Genomic DNA, 17657 nt, shown 5'->3' with positions numbered 1-17657 from the left:
GAAAAGGAAAAATACATGACCACCCTGAAAATCACCGGGATGACCTGCGACTCGTGCGCGGCTCACGTCAAGGAAGCCTTGGAGAAAGTGCCCGGCGTGCAATCGGCGCTGGTGTCCTATCCGAAGGGCACAGCGCAACTCGCCATTGAGGCGGGCACGTCATCGGATGCGCTGACTACCGCCGTGGCCGGACTGGGCTACGAGGCAACGCTTGCCGATGCGCCACCGACGGACAACCGCGCCGGCCTGCTCGACAAGATGCGCGGCTGGATAGGGGCCGCTGATAAGCCCAGTGGCAACGAACGCCCGTTGCAGGTCGTCGTCATTGGTAGCGGTGGCGCGGCAATGGCGGCAGCACTGAAGGCCGTCGAGCAAGGCGCGCACGTCTCGCTGATCGAGCGCGGCACCATCGGCGGCACCTGCGTCAACGTCGGCTGCGTGCCGTCCAAGATCATGATTCGCGCCGCCCACATCGCCCATTTACGTCGGGAAAGTCCGTTCGACGGCGGTATCGCGGCGACTGTGCCTGCGATTGACCGCAGCAAACTACTGGCCCAGCAGCAGGCGCGCGTCGAAGAACTGCGCCATGCCAAGTACGAAGGCATTCTGGACGGCAACCCGGCCATCACCGTTGTACATGGTGAGGCGCGTTTCAAGGATGAGCAGAGCCTGGTCGTCCGTTTAAACGATGGTGGCGAGCGCGTGGTAGCTTTCGACCGCTGCTTAGTCGCCACGGGTGCCAGCCCGGCCGTGCCGCCGATTCCGGGCCTGAAAGAGTCACCCTACTGGACTTCGACCGAGGCCCTGGTCAGCGACACCCTTCCCGAACGCCTAGCCGTGATCGGCTCGTCGGTGGTCGCGCTGGAACTGGCGCAAGCCTTCGCCCGGCTGGGCAGCCAGGTCACGATCCTAGCTCGCAACACGCTGTTCTTCCGCGACGACCCGTCCATCGGCGAGGCCGTCACAGCGGCCTTCCGTGCCGAAGGGATCAAGGTACTGGAACACACGCAAGCCAGCCAGGTCGCGCATGTGAACGGCGAATTCGTGCTGACCACGGGACACGGTGAAGTACGTGCCGACAAGCTGCTGGTCGCTACCGGACGGACACCGAACACGCGCAGCCTGGCACTCGACGCGGCGGGAGTCACCGTCAATGCGCAGGGTGCCATCGTCATCGACAAGGGCATGCGCACCAGCACGCCACACATTTACGCGGCCGGCGACTGCACGGACCAGCCACAATTCGTCTATGTGGCGGCAGCGGCCGGCACCCGTGCCGCGATCAACATGACCGGAGGGGATGCTGCCATCAATCTAACCGCGATGCCGGCCGTGGTGTTCACCGATCCGCAAGTAGCAACCGTGGGCTACAGCGAAGCGGAAGCGCATCACGACGGGATCGAAACCGACAGTCGCACGCTCACGCTCGACAACGTGCCGCGTGCGCTTGCCAACTTCGACACACGCGGCTTTATCAAGCTGGTCATCGAGGAAGGTAGCGGACGGCTCATCGGCGTGCAGGTCGTCGCCCCGGAAGCCGGCGAATTGATCCAGACGGCTGTTCTCGCCATTCGCAACCGCATGACGGTGCAGGAACTGGCCGACCAGTTGTTCCCCTACCTGACGATGGTCGAGGGGTTGAAGCTCGCGGCGCAGACCTTCAGCAAGGACGTGAAGCAGCTTTCGTGTTGTGCCGGATGAGGAAAAGGAGGTGTTCGATGAACGCCTACACGGTGTCCCGGTTGGCCTTTGATGCCGGGGTGAGTGTGCATATCGTGCGCGATTACCTGCTGCGTGGATTGCTGCGGCCAGTCGCCTGCACCACGGGTGGCTACGGCCTGTTCGATGACGCCGCCTTGCAGCGACTGTGCTTCGTGCGGGCCGCCTTCGAGGCGGGCATCGGCCTCGGCGCATTGGCGCGGCTGTGCCGGGCGCTGGATGCGGCGAACTGCGATGAAACTGCCGCGCAGCTTGCTGTGCTGCGTCAGTTCGTCGAACGCCGGCGCGAAGCGTTGGCCAATCTGGAAGTGCAGTTGGCCGCCATGCCGACCGCGCCGGCACAGCATGCGGAGAGTTTGCCATGAACAGCCCCGAGCGCATGCCGGCCGAGACGCACAAACCGTTCACCGGCTACCTGTGGGGCACGCTGGCCGTGCTGACTTGCCCCTGCCACCTGTCCATCCTCGCTGCCGTGCTGGCCGGCACAACCGCCGGTGCATTCCTTGTCGAGTATTGGGTCATCACGGCGCTCGGTTTGACCGGCCTGTTTCTTCTGTCACTGGCGCGGGCGTTGCGGGCATTCAGGGAAAGATCATGAGCGCTTCCCGGCCGGATGGATGGACTACGGCGGAGGGCCCAAGCGTTCGAGCGCGGGCAAGGCTTTCTGTTCGCAAAGCCGATGCCGGCGGCGGCATTCGCCGTCTTCGTCAGTCAATGGAGGGGTGCCACCATGAATGCAAATGATCCGACCGCCACCAGTTGCTGCGTGTGCTGCAAGGAAATTCCGCTCGATGCCGCCTTCACACCGGAAGGCGCGGAGTACGTCGAGCACTTCTGCGGGCTGGAGTGTTATCAACGTTTCCAGGCGCGGGCCAGCACTGCGACCGAAACGAGCGGCGAACCGAACGCTTGCGGTTCGCCGCCGTCAAATTGAGACAAACCACGCTTTCGCTACGTCGCCTCATGTCGGCATCAAATTCGGCTGAGTAGCTTCTCGCCATCTGGACGTAGCTCGCCCTTGGGTGAAATATGCCGATACAGGGTCTGCCGCGTGATGCCAAGTTCCTGGCACAGGTCGCCGACCTTGGTCTCTGACTGCCCCATTGCCGCCATCGCCAGCCGCAGCTTGGCGGCGGTCATCTTGAACGGCCGGCCGCCTTTCCGGCCGCGTGCCCGTGCTGAGGCCAGGCCCGCCACGGTGCGCTCGGCGATCAACTCGCGCTCGAACTCGGCCAGCGCGGCGAAGATACCGAAGACCAGCTTGCCGGCGGCGGTCGTGGTGTCAATGGCCGCGCCGTGCCCGGTCAGCACCTTGAGGCCGATGCCGCGTCCGGTCAGGTCATGGACGGTATTGATCAGATGGCGCAGGTCGCGCCCGAGCCGATCCAGTTTCCAAACGACCAACGTGTCGCCTGGCCGTAGTGCCTGTTGGCGCCGACCGAAAACTGAGCCACTTATGAGGGTTGTGCCGACCCAAAATTGAGCCAGGTGTTCAACCTACTCTGCTGTTTTTTTGTGCAGCAGAGGACGAGGAGTGATCACCATGGACATGATTGGCAGGATCCGGCGTTTGCATGCCCGGAAGAACAAATCGGAGCGCGAGATCTCGCGCATGACGGGGCTGTCGCGCAACACGGTTGCGAAGTGGCTGCACGGCGAGGTGGATGGCCCGCCGAAGTACCGGCGCGGGGAGCAGCCGAACAAGCTCACTGCGTTCCACGAGGCGCTCAGGCAGGCGTTGAAGGCCGACGCCCGGCGGCCCAAGCGCGAGCGTCGCACGGCCAAGGCGCTGTACGCCGAGATCAGGGGCGCTGGCTACGACGGTGGCTACACGCGGGTGACCGACTTCATCCGGGCGTGGCGCCAGGGCGAAGGTCAATCTGCGAGCGCCAACGCCTTCGTGCCGCTGGCCTTCGAGCTCGGCGAAGCCTTCCAGTTCGACTGGAGCGAGGAAGGGCTGGTGGTGGGCGGGATCTACTACCGCATGCAGGTCTCGCACATGAAGCTATGCGCTTCGCGGGCCTTCTGGCTGGTGGCCTATCCGAGCCAAGGCCATGAGATGTTGTTCGATGCCCATACCCGCAGCTTTGCAGCCCTGGGCGGCGTGGCCCGGCGCGGCATCTACGACAACATGAAGACCGCGGTGGACAAGGTCAAGAAGGGTAAGGGCCGGATCGTCAATGAGCGCTTCGCGACCATGTGTGCGCACTACCTGTACGACCCGGACTTCTGCAACGTCGCCAGCGGCTGGGAGAAGGGCGTCGTCGAGAAGAACGTGCAGGACAGCCGCCGGCGCATCTGGATCGACGCGGCCAAGCAGCGCTTCGGCAGCTTCAGCGAACTCAACGCCTGGCTGGGCCAGCGGTGCCGGGCGTTGTGGGACGAGGTGCGCCACCCCGAGCACGAGCAGTTCAGCGTGGCCGAGATGCTCGAACACGAGCGGGCGCATCTGATGCCCATGCCGGCGCCGTTCGATGGCTACGTCGAGAAGCCCGGGGTCCCCTTGATTTTCATGCAGTTTACCGGTGTAGGTCCACCTAGCTGCGACAAGGGTTAGCGCTCCGCCCCCAAAATAATAATCAATAAAATCAGCCGCTTCCTGACTGGTCTTTCTGCTCCTCCTCAACACCTCTTCGCCGAGCCCCGGCGGGCGTAGACATGCATTCGCCGGCGCGGTCGGGTCTGCATAGCAGCGATAATGAAAATTATCTTGGATCACTATCTTTATATCGTCCTAAAAGGGGTTATCTAACGTTAGATATATGTGGAATAATTGAGCCAATTTGACTCGATTAGTCCGTCATGTCCCGCCCAGCCGCCGTCACCGCCGATCAGATCCGCACCGCCGTGCTCGCGATGCTCGCCGAGGCCGGCGACGCCGCGCCGGCCAGCGGGACCCGCTTTCGCCAGATCGTGTCGGTCCGCAAGCTTCGCGCGCGCCTCGGCGCGGGCGACCCCGCGACGCTCGCCCGCGCGCTGAATGCGATCGAGGCGGAGGTCGTCCGAGCAGGACTGACTGAAGTCGCCATTCCGGATCTGCCGCCCGACATTGCCGATCTCATGCGCGCACTTTGGCAGACCGCCGTCGCGGTGCAGCTCGATGACGTCGTCCGGCTTAAACAGGCGGCCGACGCCAACGTCGTCGCAGCCGAAGCGGCCCGTACCGATGCCGAGCTGCGCGTCGAATTGCTCCGGCAGGAAGTCCAGACCCTCCGCACGACGCTCGTCACGCGCGACGCCGAGCTGGCCGATCTGCGCGCCCAACACGGAGTGCAGCGGGACCGCTGCGCCTCCCTTGAAGCGCAAGCCGACGAGCGTCAGGTCGCCCTCGACGCGCTGACAACCGAGCAGGCTTCCCGGGACCACGCACACACGACCGCGCTCGAGGCCGCCCAGCACCGGTATGAAGCGCTGTCGAAGCAATTGCTGCAGGAAACCGCGCATCAGCGCGAGGCGCTGAAAAAAGAGCACACGCATGCGGTGACGCAACTGAAATTCGCCGAGCGCCGGATCGCTGCGCTGGAAGGCGAACGCGATCGGCTCGACAGCGAGGTCGTGCGTGAACGCGAGGCGCGCCAACAAGCGGTCGGCGAGGCACTGGCGCTGAAAGCGGTCAATGCGCAGCAACACGCCCAGCTCGGCGACCTGCTGCGCGACATCGCGCCGAAACCAGCGCAGACCGCCCGCGCAGGCCTTGCAACGGCAAAACGCGCCACGGGTAGCGCATCGACGAAGCGCAAGGGAAAATGACCCGGCCCGCCGCTTGCCCGATCGCTGACCTCTCATGAACTTCGCCGACTGGATCGATACCGGTGCGACGCCACCGCAGCGTCTGCCCAACGGTCTCGATGCCGCCATCGCTTACGTGAGCGATGTGCTCGGCCAAGTCGTCTATCTGCGCTGGACGCTGACGCTCGTCAAGCGGCGCTTTCCGTCGCTCGCCGATGCGAAGGTCGCAAAGCCGGCCGTGATGCGGCTATTGCTCGATCAGTCGACCGCGGTCGAATACTGGGATCGCGGTCGCGCACGGGTCGTGTCGGTCGACGACGCGCCGGCATCCGAAGCCGTGCTGACACGCGTGCTGCACGCGCATGGGCGGCGCTTCAAGTTCGGCGAGGTGGCATTACTGGCGATCACGAGCGGTGAGTGGTTTCGGGAGTCGGCGCCGCTGGTTGGCGGCGTCCCGCTTGCGTTACGGCCATGGTTCGCGCGCGCGGGGCGCTTTGCCGCCGTCGCGAGCGCAACCAACACGCTCGGCGTCGGCGATGACGCCCAGGCGACCGCGCTGTTCCTGCGCGACCGGGCCAGTCGGTCGCCCCATACGGCACGCGCCTACCTGACCGAGATTCGCCGCCTTGCGGCGTGGTGCATCGCGCACGAGCTCGGGCCGTTGTCCGACCTGACGCGACACGATTTGCTCGAATACAAACGCATGCTGCACCGTCCTTCGCAGGACGTTGCTGACGATGCGCAACCTGAAGGCCGACTGTCCGAGGCGACACAGGCTCGAGCGCTCGCGGTCGTCGCCAGCCTGTTCCAGTACTGGACCGAAACCGGTTACCTGACGGCGAACCCGGCCGCTGGCCTGGTGCGAGGACAACGGCGGCATGCCGGTTTCGCCCCGACCCGCATGCTGTCAGCTGCGCAGTTGGGCGCTTGCGATGCCGAGGTTGACGCGGTCGATCGCGACGTCGAGCCGCTGATCGCGGCGCGACGCCGGGCGATCTGGAGCCTGTACCGCTTTGCGGGCGTACGGCTGGTCGAGTTGGCCTGGTCCGACGCACGACAACTACCCGTACTCGACGTCGACTCCAATGGATGCTGGACCTTGCACGTGTGCGGCAAAGGACAGAAACCGCGAGCGATTCCGTTGCCCGCGGGTTGCGTCTCGCGTCTGCAAACCTATCGACGGTTGCGGGGACTGCCTGAGCAGCCGGAACCAAGCGAACACGTGGCGCTGGTGCATGGCCTCAAGGGCGGGACGCTGCAGAGTTCGGGGCTGTATGACGAGGTCAAGGCGATCTTTCGGGCGGCGGCCGCGCGACTCGACCCGACCGATCCGCCGAGTGCCGCCACGTTGCGGCGGGCGTCGCCGCACTGGTTGCGCCATGCCTATGCCCGCACGCTGGTCGTCGACCGGCAGGTGCCGCTGCCGGCCGCGCAGGCACTGCTCGGCCATGCGTCGATTCAGACCACGGCCGGCTACGCAAAAACGGATCTGTCGCAGTTGCGCGCGTTCGTTGATCGCGCGTTCGATACCGATTAGGGTTCGGTCGCCAACGGAGGAATCGGCGATTGCAATCCTTCTACGGCGAAGCGATTCAGTTTGTCGAGCGCCGTCAGGTAACAATGCGTCGGTATGCTCGCCAGTTGCTCGTCGTGAAGCACCAGGATCCGCTCGATCACGACTTTGTCTCGATCGAGCATGACCCAGGTTTCACCGCGCTCGGCGCGCGCGATGCACCGAGCCAGCGCAGCTTCCGCGCGCTGGAATTCGGCATCGTCACCGGTCGCCGGCGTTTCCTTGCGCAGATAGAACGCCGTATAGACGGCCTTCAGCAAGCAGACCATCAAGTCGACATTGGCATGGCCCTTTGCGATGGTGGCCAGCGCGAGATGATGTTCGAGCGACAACGCGCGGGTCCGTGCGAGCGGGAGCGGCAACAACATTTCTTTGCTCAACGGACGGTGTCCCGAACGCCGGGCGGACTTTCGACTCATGGCGGCATAGCAAAAGACAGGAGCCGCGTATTATGCCCCGACCATTTACGCGGACTCCTGCCAATTTCATCCGCGTGCCTCGCGTCCCGCCATCGGCATGCCGATCGCAAGACTGGGCATCAGGCGATGCGCGTAGTCAGCGACCGGGAATTCGAACGTGCCGCGCAGGTTGATGCCTTCCAGATACGTCGGCGCGATGCGCCGCAGATAGTCGGGTAGCACTGGCGTTTGTCCGAGTGTCTCGATGCGTTCGATCGCCTGCTGCATGTGCATCGTGTTCCACGCCAGCACGGAATTGGTCAGCAAACTCAACGACGACGACACGGCCATGAGCGTATGGCGGTGCCGCGTGAGCTCGACGGGAATCTTGCCCTGATGAATCGCACGCTGCACGGTGTGCACCGCTTCGCCGCGATTGAGCACATGCTGCAGTTCGGCACGGAACGCCGGCAGCGTGAAATAGTCGATCAGGTAGATCGACCGGAACAAACGTCCCAGCGCGACGCCGCCGTCGTACAACGGCAGGCCGCGTGCGGCAGCCCCGAACCGCGTCAGCGCCTGCACGGCCGTACAGTGCCCGCTTTGGATCGAGGCCACCAGCCGCACGAAGTCATCCCAGATTACCTCGATGGCTTCCAGTTGGACGTCGCGATCGACGACGGCGGCCAGCGCTTCGGGCACGCTCATGCTGACCGGAACATGCAAACGCCGGTCACGCAAATGCGCCAGCCGCGGGCACAGATCGAATCCCAACCCGCGGGCCACCGCCATCCCGAAATCCGTATATCCGTGCGTGTCGACGGCCAACTGAGAGACGTCGTCGGTGCCTTCCTGGCGGATGGCGCCTTCGATGGCCACGCCGGCCTGCCGCTCGTTCAGCACGATCGGCTGGTCGTAGAAGATACCCCACCGATCGCGCACGTGGGTGTAGACGCCGATCGACGCCGTGCGCCGCCGCGGATCGGCACGTGCCTGCCAGACCGTACGGGTCGTCTCGAGCGACATCATGTCGGACGACGCGAGATCCGCGCGCCCCCAGTGCGCTGCGATCGGGTGGCGGTGCATGAAACCAAGCACGGCATCTGCCGCCTCTCGCAGCACGCGCTCGTCGGCGACGCGATGCATCATCTGACGGATCGCGCCGGCCGACAATTCCGGCACCATGCGCGCGACTTCGGCGGCCGACATCGACGTGCCGTGCGCGAGCACGGCCGCGTAGACCATCAGTAGCTCGCTGCGCGCACGAGGTTCGCGGCCCAGCAGCAACCAACTGAACCGCGTCTCGCTATCGATCTCCAGGAGGATGCGCGGCAACTGGCCGTCCGGATGAACATTGAAGATCGCGCGGCGCAGCGCTTCGACAGCAGGTTCGGCCCGCTGCGCCGAGGCGGGATCGAGGTGGATCGCCGTGTCGACCCGAACCTCACCACGCGACACGGCTTGCGTCAACCGTTCAAGGCCCTCGCTCAGGTGCGCGCAAATCGGCTCGATATACTCTTTGGGGTCCTGCGACAGTTTCAGATGACCATAAAAGTGGTTGCGCTGCGCCTTCCAGGTGTCGTCGGGAATCAGCAGCGTGGCCTGGCTGCGGAACGCGAAACTGTGCTCGACGAAGACTGAGCCGTTGCGCAGCGCGACCCGCAACGCGGACAAGGTCGCCCATTCGAACGCAAGCAGTGCCTGCACGCGGTCCTCGCCGGCCACGGTCCGTTGCCAGGCGCGCCCGACCGGCACGGATACATCCGCCGGCAGTTCACGTTCGCCGCAAACGTAGATCGTTCGCAGTACCTCCAGCGCGTCAATGACGGGATGCGGGGTTTGCGACGCGAACGGCAGCGTCAACAACTTCGCCAGCATCGCGCGGGCGACGCGTTGTTTGGTCAGCAATTGCGCGCGCACCAGGCTCGCGCGGCTCGGGCCGCTTTGGGCGAGCGTCGTGTCGGCCAGTTGCACTAGACGCGCGACTAGCGCGTCGTGCGCCAGGGTGGCGTCGGTCGCGAGCGCTTTCACGGCCGTCGCAAATTCGCGCAGTTGCGCTTTCAGGTCCGGGCGCGTTGCGTCGACCTTGCGGCCGGCTTCATTGACCATCTTGCGCTGCCAGCGGGCAAGCATCCACAGCAGCTGATCCGTGGCGACGCAGAGCGCGTAACGCATGAAGCATGCGGCCTCAAGCTGACGGACAGGCTGACGGATGCGCTTGCTCACCGACGGCGGACGGTTCGCGCAGCGTCGCGCGTAGTGTCGCACCGTCGCTTCGTTGCACTCGACTGGCCAGTCACGATGTACACCGAGCTTGGTCAGGCGCTCGATCTTTCGAAACAACTCGCCCATCTGATTCGTCGAGTTCCGTAATGGCACGGACCAGACCCACTGCTGTAGGCTGGCTCCGCCCGATTCCGGTCGCGGCAACAACATGCCCCATTGATCGAGCGCCGCGGCGCCGAACGCTACCTCGAGACGGTGGATTAGCGCGGCTTCGACGTCCTGCACTGCCTGCACGATCAGTTGCTGCAGTGCGCGGTCGTGAACGATCAGGACCCGGTGCTCGTAAAGCCATTGCTTGAGGTCGAACAGCGCCGTGCTGCGATCCTGCCGGCCCGACAGCCGTTCCTTAAGCCAGCGCACGACGTAGCGCCGCTGGTGCTCGGCCATGGGCTTGAATCCGAGCGCATCGTAGGCAAGCCTCTGGTGATCGGCGAGCGTGTCGGTGCGGTCATCGTACAGTGCGCGCAACGTCCCCAGATCCGGCGAGTCGATGCCGAGTTGCTCGCCGAGATGCTGCCACAAACGATTTGGAACCTGTTTGTAAGCATCGAGCGTGCGGCCGGTCATCCGCACGAAGCCTAGGTGGAGCGCGACCGCCAGGCGGTAAAGATGCGAGCGGCGGCCGTCGATCAGGGCGCGCTCGCGGGCGGAGAACGTGAAGAAGGTGTTGAGCTCGAACTCAGTCAACTCATGCGGGAAGTGCCGCACGCCGAGGTAGGCGAGGCGCCAGTGGTCCATCGTGCGCATCCCGAAGCGGAAGACGGGCTGTGCAGCATAGCGAGAAATTTGGTGACGGACAATCGCGGGCCGAATATGACATATTCGTAGCGTTGTCGTGTGCCGTCCAACGAATCGGCCGCGGAAATCGGGCTTGTCAGGTTTCGGATAGGCGACTATGTGAGAGTGCCGGCATGCACGAAAACTGAAAGCCGATCTTGAGCAGCCTGAACGAGGTCGTCTACGCCGAAATCAACCCAAGGCGACGACGCCTTGATAACCGACAAACAGCCCAACGAGCATGATCAGCGCGCCAGAGAAGTACGGCGCCTTCCGCGCGAAATCGCCGAACCCGCTCCAGCGCTTCGACACGTGCTTCAAGCTGATCGCAGCCAACGTCCCCGAGACGACCATCGTCAGCGCCAGCCCGATACTGAAGCACAGCACCAGCGTGGCACCGAGCGCGATCTTCTTGAGTTGCAGGCAGAGCAGCAACACCGTGATGGACGCGGGGCACGGAATCAGCCCGCCTGTCAGCCCGAACATCACGATTTGACCCGTCGTGACTTCGCGGTTGGCAAACCGCCGACGAATATCGTTGGCGTGCGCGAGTTCGTGCGCATCCTGATAGCCGGCGTCCGATATGTTGAGCCCGTCTTGGTCGGCGCCGGCGTGGTGATGGTGACCGTGCTCGACGAACTCGACGTCATAGTCATGGCTGTGGTTGCCATGGCCGAGACTCAGTCGAGCAACAAACTCGTGCGGCTCCGGAATCTCCTGCACCGATTCCACGAATCCGTCTCCCATCCTGAACGTGAAGGCCTGCCGGCTGCCGTCCTGACGTTCGGTTTCGATCCGGACCTCATCGGAGCTCCACACGTGACTGTGCCGGCCTTGTCGATACAGACGGAAGCGAGGCGGCACGCCGTCCTCGAACACTTCGAGACGCACGACGCCATGCCCGGTATCGATCAGCTTGGCTTCATCGCCGTGATCGTGGTGGTCATGGTCGTGATGATCGTGAGCGTGTGCGAGTCGCTGCTGACGCCAGGTCCGCCAGATCATCCACGCGGCAACGCCGACGATCAGTACCGCCGACGCGACCTGGAAGTAGGGTTCGCTGGTCTCGGCATTCCAGTTGCGCCCGAAGTACATCCCGGCCAGCGCGACGGCCCATACGACAGCAGTGTGCGAAATCGTCGCGGACAACCCGAGCAGCACTGCCTGACCGACGGTCCCGCGGATCGCGACGATGAATGCCGCCATCATCGTTTTCGAGTGGCCCGGCTCGAGGCCGTGCAAGGCACCCAGCAGGATCGCGCTGGGAATGAACAGCCAGGCGTTGGACGCGCCTTGCTGAAGAAGCGTGGAAAATTCCGTCATGGCGGACTCTTACAGGTATTTGGTAATTGCCTTCAGCTCGGTCAGCGCCGCGTCTGCCGAACCGCCTTCATGAATGGCGTGGTCGATGCAGTGATCGATGTGGTCGCGAACGAGCGCCTGCTTTGCATTACCGACCGCGCTCTCAACCGCCTGAAGTTGCTGCGCGACTTCCACGCAGGGGCGGCCTTCCTCGAGCATGGCGATCACGCTTTTCAGGTGTCCTTCGGCACGTTTGAGCCGCTTGATGATGTCCGGGTGTGATGCGTGGATGGTCACGGTTGCCCCACTTCCAAGAGAGATAGCGACGACGAATGTGTGCGTCGATCGCGATGGTGCGACGTCGAGGTTGCGAATTATATCCTATCCTCCTGGATAGGATATAGGCAAAGCATCCATGCTGGTGCCAATGATGGATATCTGGGGACCACGAATGCGAGATGCGCGGTGCGTTCATGTCGCTTCGGACCCCACAATCCAAACTGAGACGCCGTCCGGATCCACCGCAAAATGGCAAGCATGTCGCTCGACTAGGCTGCTATCCCCGATTGCAAGGTCGAAGTGAACACGGGCGATTTCGACACGTGCGAAGCGCTCGCCGTTGCGTAGCTCGATCGAGTCGACGACCGCCTCGAACGATCCCGGTCCGCCGACTGGGCGAATCGCGCGGGCGGCCACACGCCACATGACGCGCTGCCTCACGCCGATCGATCGGTTGGCGGTCTCGATGAACAATTCGTCGTTCACCCGGATCAGCCCGGGGGCATGAATCACGCCGCTGCCGACGTTTCTCAGGCCGAGCAATTCCGCGACGCGCATGCTTGCCGGTTGCTTGAATACCTGCTCGATTGCGCCGGTCTGAAGGACCCGGCCCTGATCAATGACGAGCACTTCATCGGCGAGCAGCGAAGCCTCGTCCGGGTCGTGCGTAACAATGATCGTCACGGCGGAAATCTCTCGCTGAAGCTCCCTGAGCGATCGTTGCAGTCGGCGACGGCGAGGCGTGTCGAGCGCCGAAAACGGTTCGTCGAAAAGCAGCAGGTGACTGTGGCGCGTCAGCGCCCGAGCGACTGCGACGCGTTGGCGCTGGCCAAACGACAACTGGTGCGGCAATCGATTCAGCAGCGCCGTCAGGCCGAGGTGGTCCACCCAGTAACGTGCGCTCGCCGCATCGGCATCGACCGGAAACGCCAACTGCTGAGCCACAGTCATGTGCGGGAACAGCCCGTAGTCCTGCGGCGTATAGCCGATCTGCCGTCGCTCGGGCGGCAACGCGCCGAGATCCAGCTGGCCGAGCATGACTGTACCGCCTTCATTTTGCTCGAGTCCCGCGATCAGCCGCAATGCGAGTGACTTGCCGGAACCCGATGGTCCGATGATTGCGAGCCGCTTCGTGGATGGGGTCCAATTGAGATCGAGACTGAACGTGCCGAGGCGCTTCGTCAGTTGAACGGCGAGGCACGGGTTCGGTAAAGCGTCAGCGATCACGGCACGCGGCGGTGCAAATGGTGGTTCGTCACCATTGACGGGGGGCGCCGCCGCGTCGATCCGCGCGCCGCGGCTGTATACCGACAACATGGCGCAGATGACGGCAATGGCCAGCGTGGGCAGCAACAGCGGCATCATCGCCGGCAGTCCCTGCCCGCCAAATACGACATAGGTGTACACGGGCAATGAATAGGGGTGATAGGCGACCATCACCGTCGCACCGAACTCACCGAACGCGCGTAACCAGGCAAGCGCGAGGCCGGCGCGGATCGCGGGCCATGCCGCAGGCAACGCAACCCGAAAGAACCGATTGCCCGCGTGATGCCCGAGCGTGGCGGCGACGTCTTCGAACACCGGGTCGATCGAAGCAAACGCCGAGCGGGCCGCAACGATCAGGAAGGGCGCGGCGACGAACGTTTCCGCGAGCACGATGCCTGCGAACGAGTCGGTGAGTGCCCCACCTGTCACGCGGCCGACCCAGCTGTAAGGGCCCACCAGAAAGAGCAGCAGCACCCCGCTCGTCAACGGCGGCAACGCAAGCGGCAATTGCACGACAAAGCCGAGCAGCGCCATCGCCCGGGAAGATGACCGCGCCAGCCAGTACCCGAGCGGCACGCCACCGACCAGAATGAGTAGCGCGGCGACACTTGTCACGGGGCGGCGCTATGGAGCCAATGCGGGGTCGGCATAAGGGCGCCACTTGAGGGGCGGCACATAGGCGCCAGTCCAAGGGCGGCGTAATGGCGCCACGTTAGGGGCGGCGCATAGGCGCCAGCAGCATCAGGGCGAGAACGCGGTTCGAACTTTCCGAGTCGGTACGCTCCGTTCTTTTTGAACGGAGCGTCCATGGCCAACAGGAGGTTCGAATTGTTTGAATACCGCCAAGTCCTTGTCCGCATGCGGCAAGGCGATTCTGACCGCGACATCGCGCGCGGCGGTTTGATGGGGCGCAAGAAGCTGACGACCGTGCGCCGCGAGGCTGAAGCGCGTAGTTGGCTGGATCCGGTGCAGCCGCTGCCGGACGACGCTACGATCGCGGGTGTCTTCGGGCGCACGCCGCACCTGCCGCACACCTGTGTGTCGACGGTTGAGCCATATCGCGAACAGGTCCGCGAATGGCTTGCCGCCGGCGTTCAGGGCACCACGATCCATGCCGCCCTTCAACGCAATCATGGCTACGCCGGCAGCTATTGTGCCGTGAAGCGCATGCTGCGCCATCTGGCTGCCGAGCGCAGCGTGGCCACCACAACGATCCTCGACTTCGCACCGGCCGACGCCGCGCAGGTCGACTTCGGCGCGGGACCCGTGCTGACGGTCGAGGGCATTGCGGTCCGGACGTGGATCTTCGTGATGACGTTGTGCTGGTCGCGCCACCAGTATGCCGAGATCGTGCTGGACCAGACCGTCGAGACGTGGCTCGCCAGCCACCGGCGCGCCTTCGAATGGTTCGGCGGCTGTCCCGACCGGGTCATCATCGATAACGCGAAGTGCGCGATCATCCGGGCGTGTCGATACGAGCCGGCGGTGCAACGCTCGTACGCCGCGCTTGCCGAGGGATATGGATTCCGGATCGACGCCTGTCCGCCGCACGATCCCCAGAAGAAGGGCGTCGTCGAATCGGGCGTCAAATACGTCAAGAAGTCCTTCGTGCCGCTGCGCGAGTTCCGGGATCTGGCCGACGCCAACCGGCAACTGCGCGAATGGGTGATGCAGCAGGCCGGCACTCGTATCCACGGCACCGTCCACGAACGGCCGCTGACGCGCTTCGGCGTCGAGCGCCCGTTGCTCGCTGCATTGCCGGACGTGCCGCCGGTACTGTCGGTCTGGAAGGAGGTGGCGGTCCATCGCGACGGCCACGTCGTCTACAAGCACGCGCTGTACTCTGCACCGTTCACGCTCGTCGGCAAGTCGCTCTGGCTGAAGGCGACCGATACGGTCATCCAGCTGTTCCATCGGCATGAACTCGTCGCAACCCATCCGCGGCAGCGGGCCGGCGGTCGCCACACGGTGCGAGATCACCAGCCGCCCGAAGCGCAGGCCTGGCTCGAGCACGATCCGCAGTGGTGTCTGGCGCGCGCGAAGGAGATCGGGCCGTCGTGCCACGGCGTGATCCTCGCGCTGTTCAACGACAAGGTGCTCGTCAACCTGCGCGGCGCGCAGGGGATCATCCGGCTGCGACAGAAAGTCGGCGATCAGAGGCTGGAAGCAGCCTGCGAGCGTGCGCTCGCGTTCAGCAGCGCGAAGTACAGCACCATCAAGGGCATCCTCGACAAAGGCCTGGACAGCGAACCGGTGCCGCGTCCCGCGTCGGCCCCGACTGGCGCTTACCAGAACGGCGGCCGCTTCGGCCGTGATCTCCAATCCCTGCTGATCCACTGACACCATGAACCCGAGTCCCGAATTGAATTCCATCCTCAAACAGCTGCGCCTGTCCGGCATCCTCGACTCGCTTGAGCAGCGCAACCGTCAGGCGATCGACGGGCAGCTCGCCTATACCGAGTTCCTTGCCATGCTGCTGCACGACGAGGTTGCCCGTCGCGAACACAAGAAGCTCGGCACCCGTCTGCTGCGCGCCGGCTTCGCGATGGGCAAGACGCTCGAGACGTTCGACTTCGACCGGCTGCCTACGTTGAACCGCTCACACGTTCATGATCTCGCGACAGGCCGGTATCTCGACGAGAAGGTCGCGATCCTGATCGCCGGTCCAACCGGCACCGGCAAAAGCCACTTGGCCCAGGCGCTGGGCCACTGCGCCGCCCGCCAAGGCCGCGATGTGCTGTTCATCTCGCAGACCGAGCTGCTCAAGCGATTGAACGCCGCGCGCGCCACCGGCGCCTATGACCGCAAGTTCCAGCAGTACGCCCGGGTGCCGCTGCTGATCGTCGATGACTTCGCGCTCAAACCGCTACGTACCCCGCAGGACGAGGACTTCCACGATCTCGTCGCGGCCCGCTACGAGCACGCGGCGACCATCCTGACGTCGAATCTCGACTTCGGTGAATGGGGCGCCGCGTTCCCCGACAACCGCATCCTCGGCACCGCCACACTCGACCGACTACGCCACGGCGCCTACCGGCTCGTCCTCGAGGGCGACAGTTACCGCACCCCGAAACCGATGCCAGATCCCCCTCAAAATGCAGTTGCCAAAAACGGCAAAAAACCGCAACCTTGAAACCGTTCGAATCCGCGTTTTACCCCCGGTTCTGCTGGCGCCATTACGCCGCCCATCCCCGGCTCCTTTACGCCGCCCCGCGACAACACTCGCACTGCCAGCCGAAACGGCAACCGCCGACCAGGTCGTGCCCCAGTCGACGCCGGCCCAGTCGGCTTGCCCGATCTGTGGAATGCTCGCGACGAAAGGCGCGCACAGATACACCGCGAGCAACCCCGCGAGCGCGACGAGGGGCCGCGCCGTTGAACGCTTCATTGTGCCGCGTCGATGACAGCCTGCAGCGACGGCGGCACCGCCTGCGCGTTGCCGGCGACCGTCGGTTTGACCACGTCGACGCCGTGCTCCTTGAGCAGCGCGCGCCCCTTTGCGCTAAACAGGAAATCGACGAACCGGGCTGCACCGGCCGGGTTGGGCGCATCTCCGAGGATGGTCAGTGTGTAACGCGCCTTTGCCTGCAGCTCGGGCGCCGGCCGTACTGCAGGAATCTTCAGATCAGACGTTTCCGTCGAGTAAAAGAATCCAGCGTCGAGCTGGCCCGACTGCAGACGGCCGACCAGTGTCTCCTCGGGCAGCACCTGTTCGGGATTCTCCGGTGCGCCAAGCGTCTTTTCGACGAGATCCGGCTGATGGTAGAAGTCCGCGGCCTTCTTCATCATGTCGACGGTAAATGCACCTTTGGGATCGAGCTTCGGGTCCGTCCGACCGATGCGAATGCCCGGCTCCCGCAGCACCTGATCCCACCGTTTCGACTTGAATTCCCCCGCAAAGTGGCTCCGCGAGTTATAGCCGATCAACAACGGCGACTCGGCAAAGTTCACGTACCACGTCACGTGATCACCGTTTGCGGCCCCCATCAGACCATCGTTGACCTTCGGGCTCGCGCTGATGAACACGTCGCCGCGCCGCAGCTTGCCCTTGATCTCGTTGGCAATCTTGTTCGATCCGGCCGCGTACCCGTGGAATCGCAGGCCTGTGTCCTTTTCGAATGCGGGACCGACGCTGCGCTCCATCACGTTGACGAGGGAGCCTGCATAGAGCACATCGACGGTACCTTCGTAGGCGACACTGGTTTTTGCGATCAACACTCCCGCCAACATCGCGCAGCAGGCAAGCAGCTTGCGCCCCATCTCCATCCCCCATACGCCGTTATGAAGTTACGTATATTACGGCTAATTGGGGGCGTTCATTGGCGGTC

The 17657-nt window shown here is 64.1% G+C and carries 14 protein-coding genes and 3 pseudogenes; 9 read left to right on the top strand and 8 right to left on the bottom strand.

Features of this window, described 5'->3' with window-relative positions:
* The first annotated feature begins 15 nt into the window (after positions 1 to 15).
* Genes merA through ACN8ZM_RS38460 form a run of 4 tightly spaced genes read left to right on the top strand, consistent with a single transcriptional unit; the run spans position 16 to position 2653 of the window.
* Positions 16 to 1701, top strand: a complete 1686-nt coding sequence (gene merA, locus ACN8ZM_RS38475; protein WP_005798829.1) for a mercury(II) reductase — start codon at positions 16 to 18, stop codon at positions 1699 to 1701.
* A gap of 17 nt (positions 1702 to 1718) precedes the next feature.
* Positions 1719 to 2084 (top strand): mercury resistance co-regulator MerD, encoded by a 366-nt coding sequence (gene merD / locus ACN8ZM_RS38470; RefSeq protein WP_005798827.1) that lies wholly within the window; start codon positions 1719 to 1721, stop codon positions 2082 to 2084.
* Positions 2081 to 2317 carry a broad-spectrum mercury transporter MerE gene (merE, locus tag ACN8ZM_RS38465; protein ID WP_005413392.1) on the top strand — a complete coding sequence of 79 codons (237 nt, stop codon included), beginning with the start codon at positions 2081 to 2083 and terminating at the stop codon, positions 2315 to 2317. The genes merD and merE overlap by 4 nt, the downstream gene beginning before the upstream one ends.
* 15 nt (positions 2318 to 2332) lie before the next feature.
* A complete protein-coding gene (locus ACN8ZM_RS38460) occupies positions 2333 to 2653 on the top strand; it encodes a DUF3330 domain-containing protein (protein WP_010981356.1) in 321 nt (106 codons plus the stop codon).
* 38 nt (positions 2654 to 2691) lie between these two features.
* Here ACN8ZM_RS38460 and ACN8ZM_RS38455 read toward each other — a convergent pair.
* A pseudogene (locus tag ACN8ZM_RS38455) lies at positions 2692 to 3147 on the bottom strand (recombinase family protein); the annotation flags it as partial.
* Positions 3148 to 3262: 115 nt separating this feature from the next.
* Between ACN8ZM_RS38455 and istA (ACN8ZM_RS38450) the strand changes: the two are divergent.
* The 3 genes and pseudogenes from istA (ACN8ZM_RS38450) to ACN8ZM_RS38440 all read left to right on the top strand — a co-directional run.
* Positions 3263 to 4213 (top strand): annotated as a pseudogene (istA, locus tag ACN8ZM_RS38450) (IS21 family transposase); the annotation flags it as partial.
* A 308-nt stretch (positions 4214 to 4521) separates the two neighbouring features.
* Complete coding sequence (locus tag ACN8ZM_RS38445) at positions 4522 to 5469, top strand: DNA-binding protein (RefSeq protein ID WP_011875871.1); 948 nt, start codon at positions 4522 to 4524, stop codon at positions 5467 to 5469.
* 34 nt (positions 5470 to 5503) lie between these two features.
* A complete protein-coding gene (locus ACN8ZM_RS38440; RefSeq protein ID WP_011875870.1) occupies positions 5504 to 6985 on the top strand; it encodes a tyrosine-type recombinase/integrase in 1482 nt (493 codons plus the stop codon).
* Here the strand turns inward: ACN8ZM_RS38440 and ACN8ZM_RS38435 are convergent.
* The 5 genes from ACN8ZM_RS38435 to ACN8ZM_RS38415 form a co-directional block, all read right to left on the bottom strand.
* On the bottom strand, positions 6982 to 7401 hold the full coding sequence (locus ACN8ZM_RS38435; RefSeq protein ID WP_306415730.1) for a hypothetical protein: 420 nt from the start codon (positions 7399 to 7401) through the stop codon (positions 6982 to 6984). The genes ACN8ZM_RS38440 and ACN8ZM_RS38435 overlap by 4 nt on opposite strands.
* A gap of 105 nt (positions 7402 to 7506) precedes the next feature.
* On the bottom strand, positions 7507 to 10443 hold the full coding sequence (locus ACN8ZM_RS38430; RefSeq protein ID WP_011875868.1) for a Tn3 family transposase: 2937 nt from the start codon (positions 10441 to 10443) through the stop codon (positions 7507 to 7509).
* Positions 10444 to 10674: 231 nt separating this feature from the next.
* Positions 10675 to 11805 carry a nickel/cobalt efflux protein RcnA gene (locus ACN8ZM_RS38425; RefSeq protein ID WP_011875867.1) on the bottom strand — a complete coding sequence of 377 codons (1131 nt, stop codon included), beginning with the start codon at positions 11803 to 11805 and terminating at the stop codon, positions 10675 to 10677.
* Between the two features lie 9 nt (positions 11806 to 11814).
* Positions 11815 to 12081 (bottom strand): metal-sensing transcriptional repressor, encoded by a 267-nt coding sequence (locus tag ACN8ZM_RS38420; RefSeq protein ID WP_011875866.1) that lies wholly within the window; start codon positions 12079 to 12081, stop codon positions 11815 to 11817.
* 174 nt (positions 12082 to 12255) lie between these two features.
* A complete protein-coding gene (locus ACN8ZM_RS38415) occupies positions 12256 to 13944 on the bottom strand; it encodes an ATP-binding cassette domain-containing protein (protein WP_420213344.1) in 1689 nt (562 codons plus the stop codon).
* Positions 13945 to 14157: 213 nt separating this feature from the next.
* On the opposite strand from ACN8ZM_RS38415, the gene istA (ACN8ZM_RS38410) reads away from it, so the two are divergent.
* Both istA (ACN8ZM_RS38410) and istB read left to right on the top strand, forming a co-directional pair.
* Positions 14158 to 15669, top strand: a complete 1512-nt coding sequence (gene istA, locus ACN8ZM_RS38410; protein ID WP_027809980.1) for an IS21 family transposase — start codon at positions 14158 to 14160, stop codon at positions 15667 to 15669.
* 4 nt (positions 15670 to 15673) lie between these two features.
* Complete coding sequence (gene istB / locus ACN8ZM_RS38405; RefSeq protein WP_012213993.1) at positions 15674 to 16462, top strand: IS21-like element ISBmu1 family helper ATPase IstB; 789 nt, start codon at positions 15674 to 15676, stop codon at positions 16460 to 16462.
* 78 nt (positions 16463 to 16540) lie between these two features.
* Here istB and ACN8ZM_RS38400 read toward each other — a convergent pair.
* Positions 16541 to 16717 (bottom strand): annotated as a pseudogene (locus ACN8ZM_RS38400) (ABC transporter permease); the annotation flags it as partial.
* On the bottom strand, positions 16714 to 17589 hold the full coding sequence (locus tag ACN8ZM_RS38395; protein WP_089452997.1) for an extracellular solute-binding protein: 876 nt from the start codon (positions 17587 to 17589) through the stop codon (positions 16714 to 16716). The pseudogene ACN8ZM_RS38400 and the gene ACN8ZM_RS38395, both read right to left, overlap by 4 nt.
* Between the last annotated feature and the right edge of the window lie 68 nt (positions 17590 to 17657).

The organism is Burkholderia aenigmatica (assembly GCF_048627025.1).
Lineage (GTDB): Bacteria > Pseudomonadota > Gammaproteobacteria > Burkholderiales > Burkholderiaceae > Burkholderia > Burkholderia aenigmatica.
This window is presented reverse-complemented; position numbering and strand designations above follow the sequence as displayed.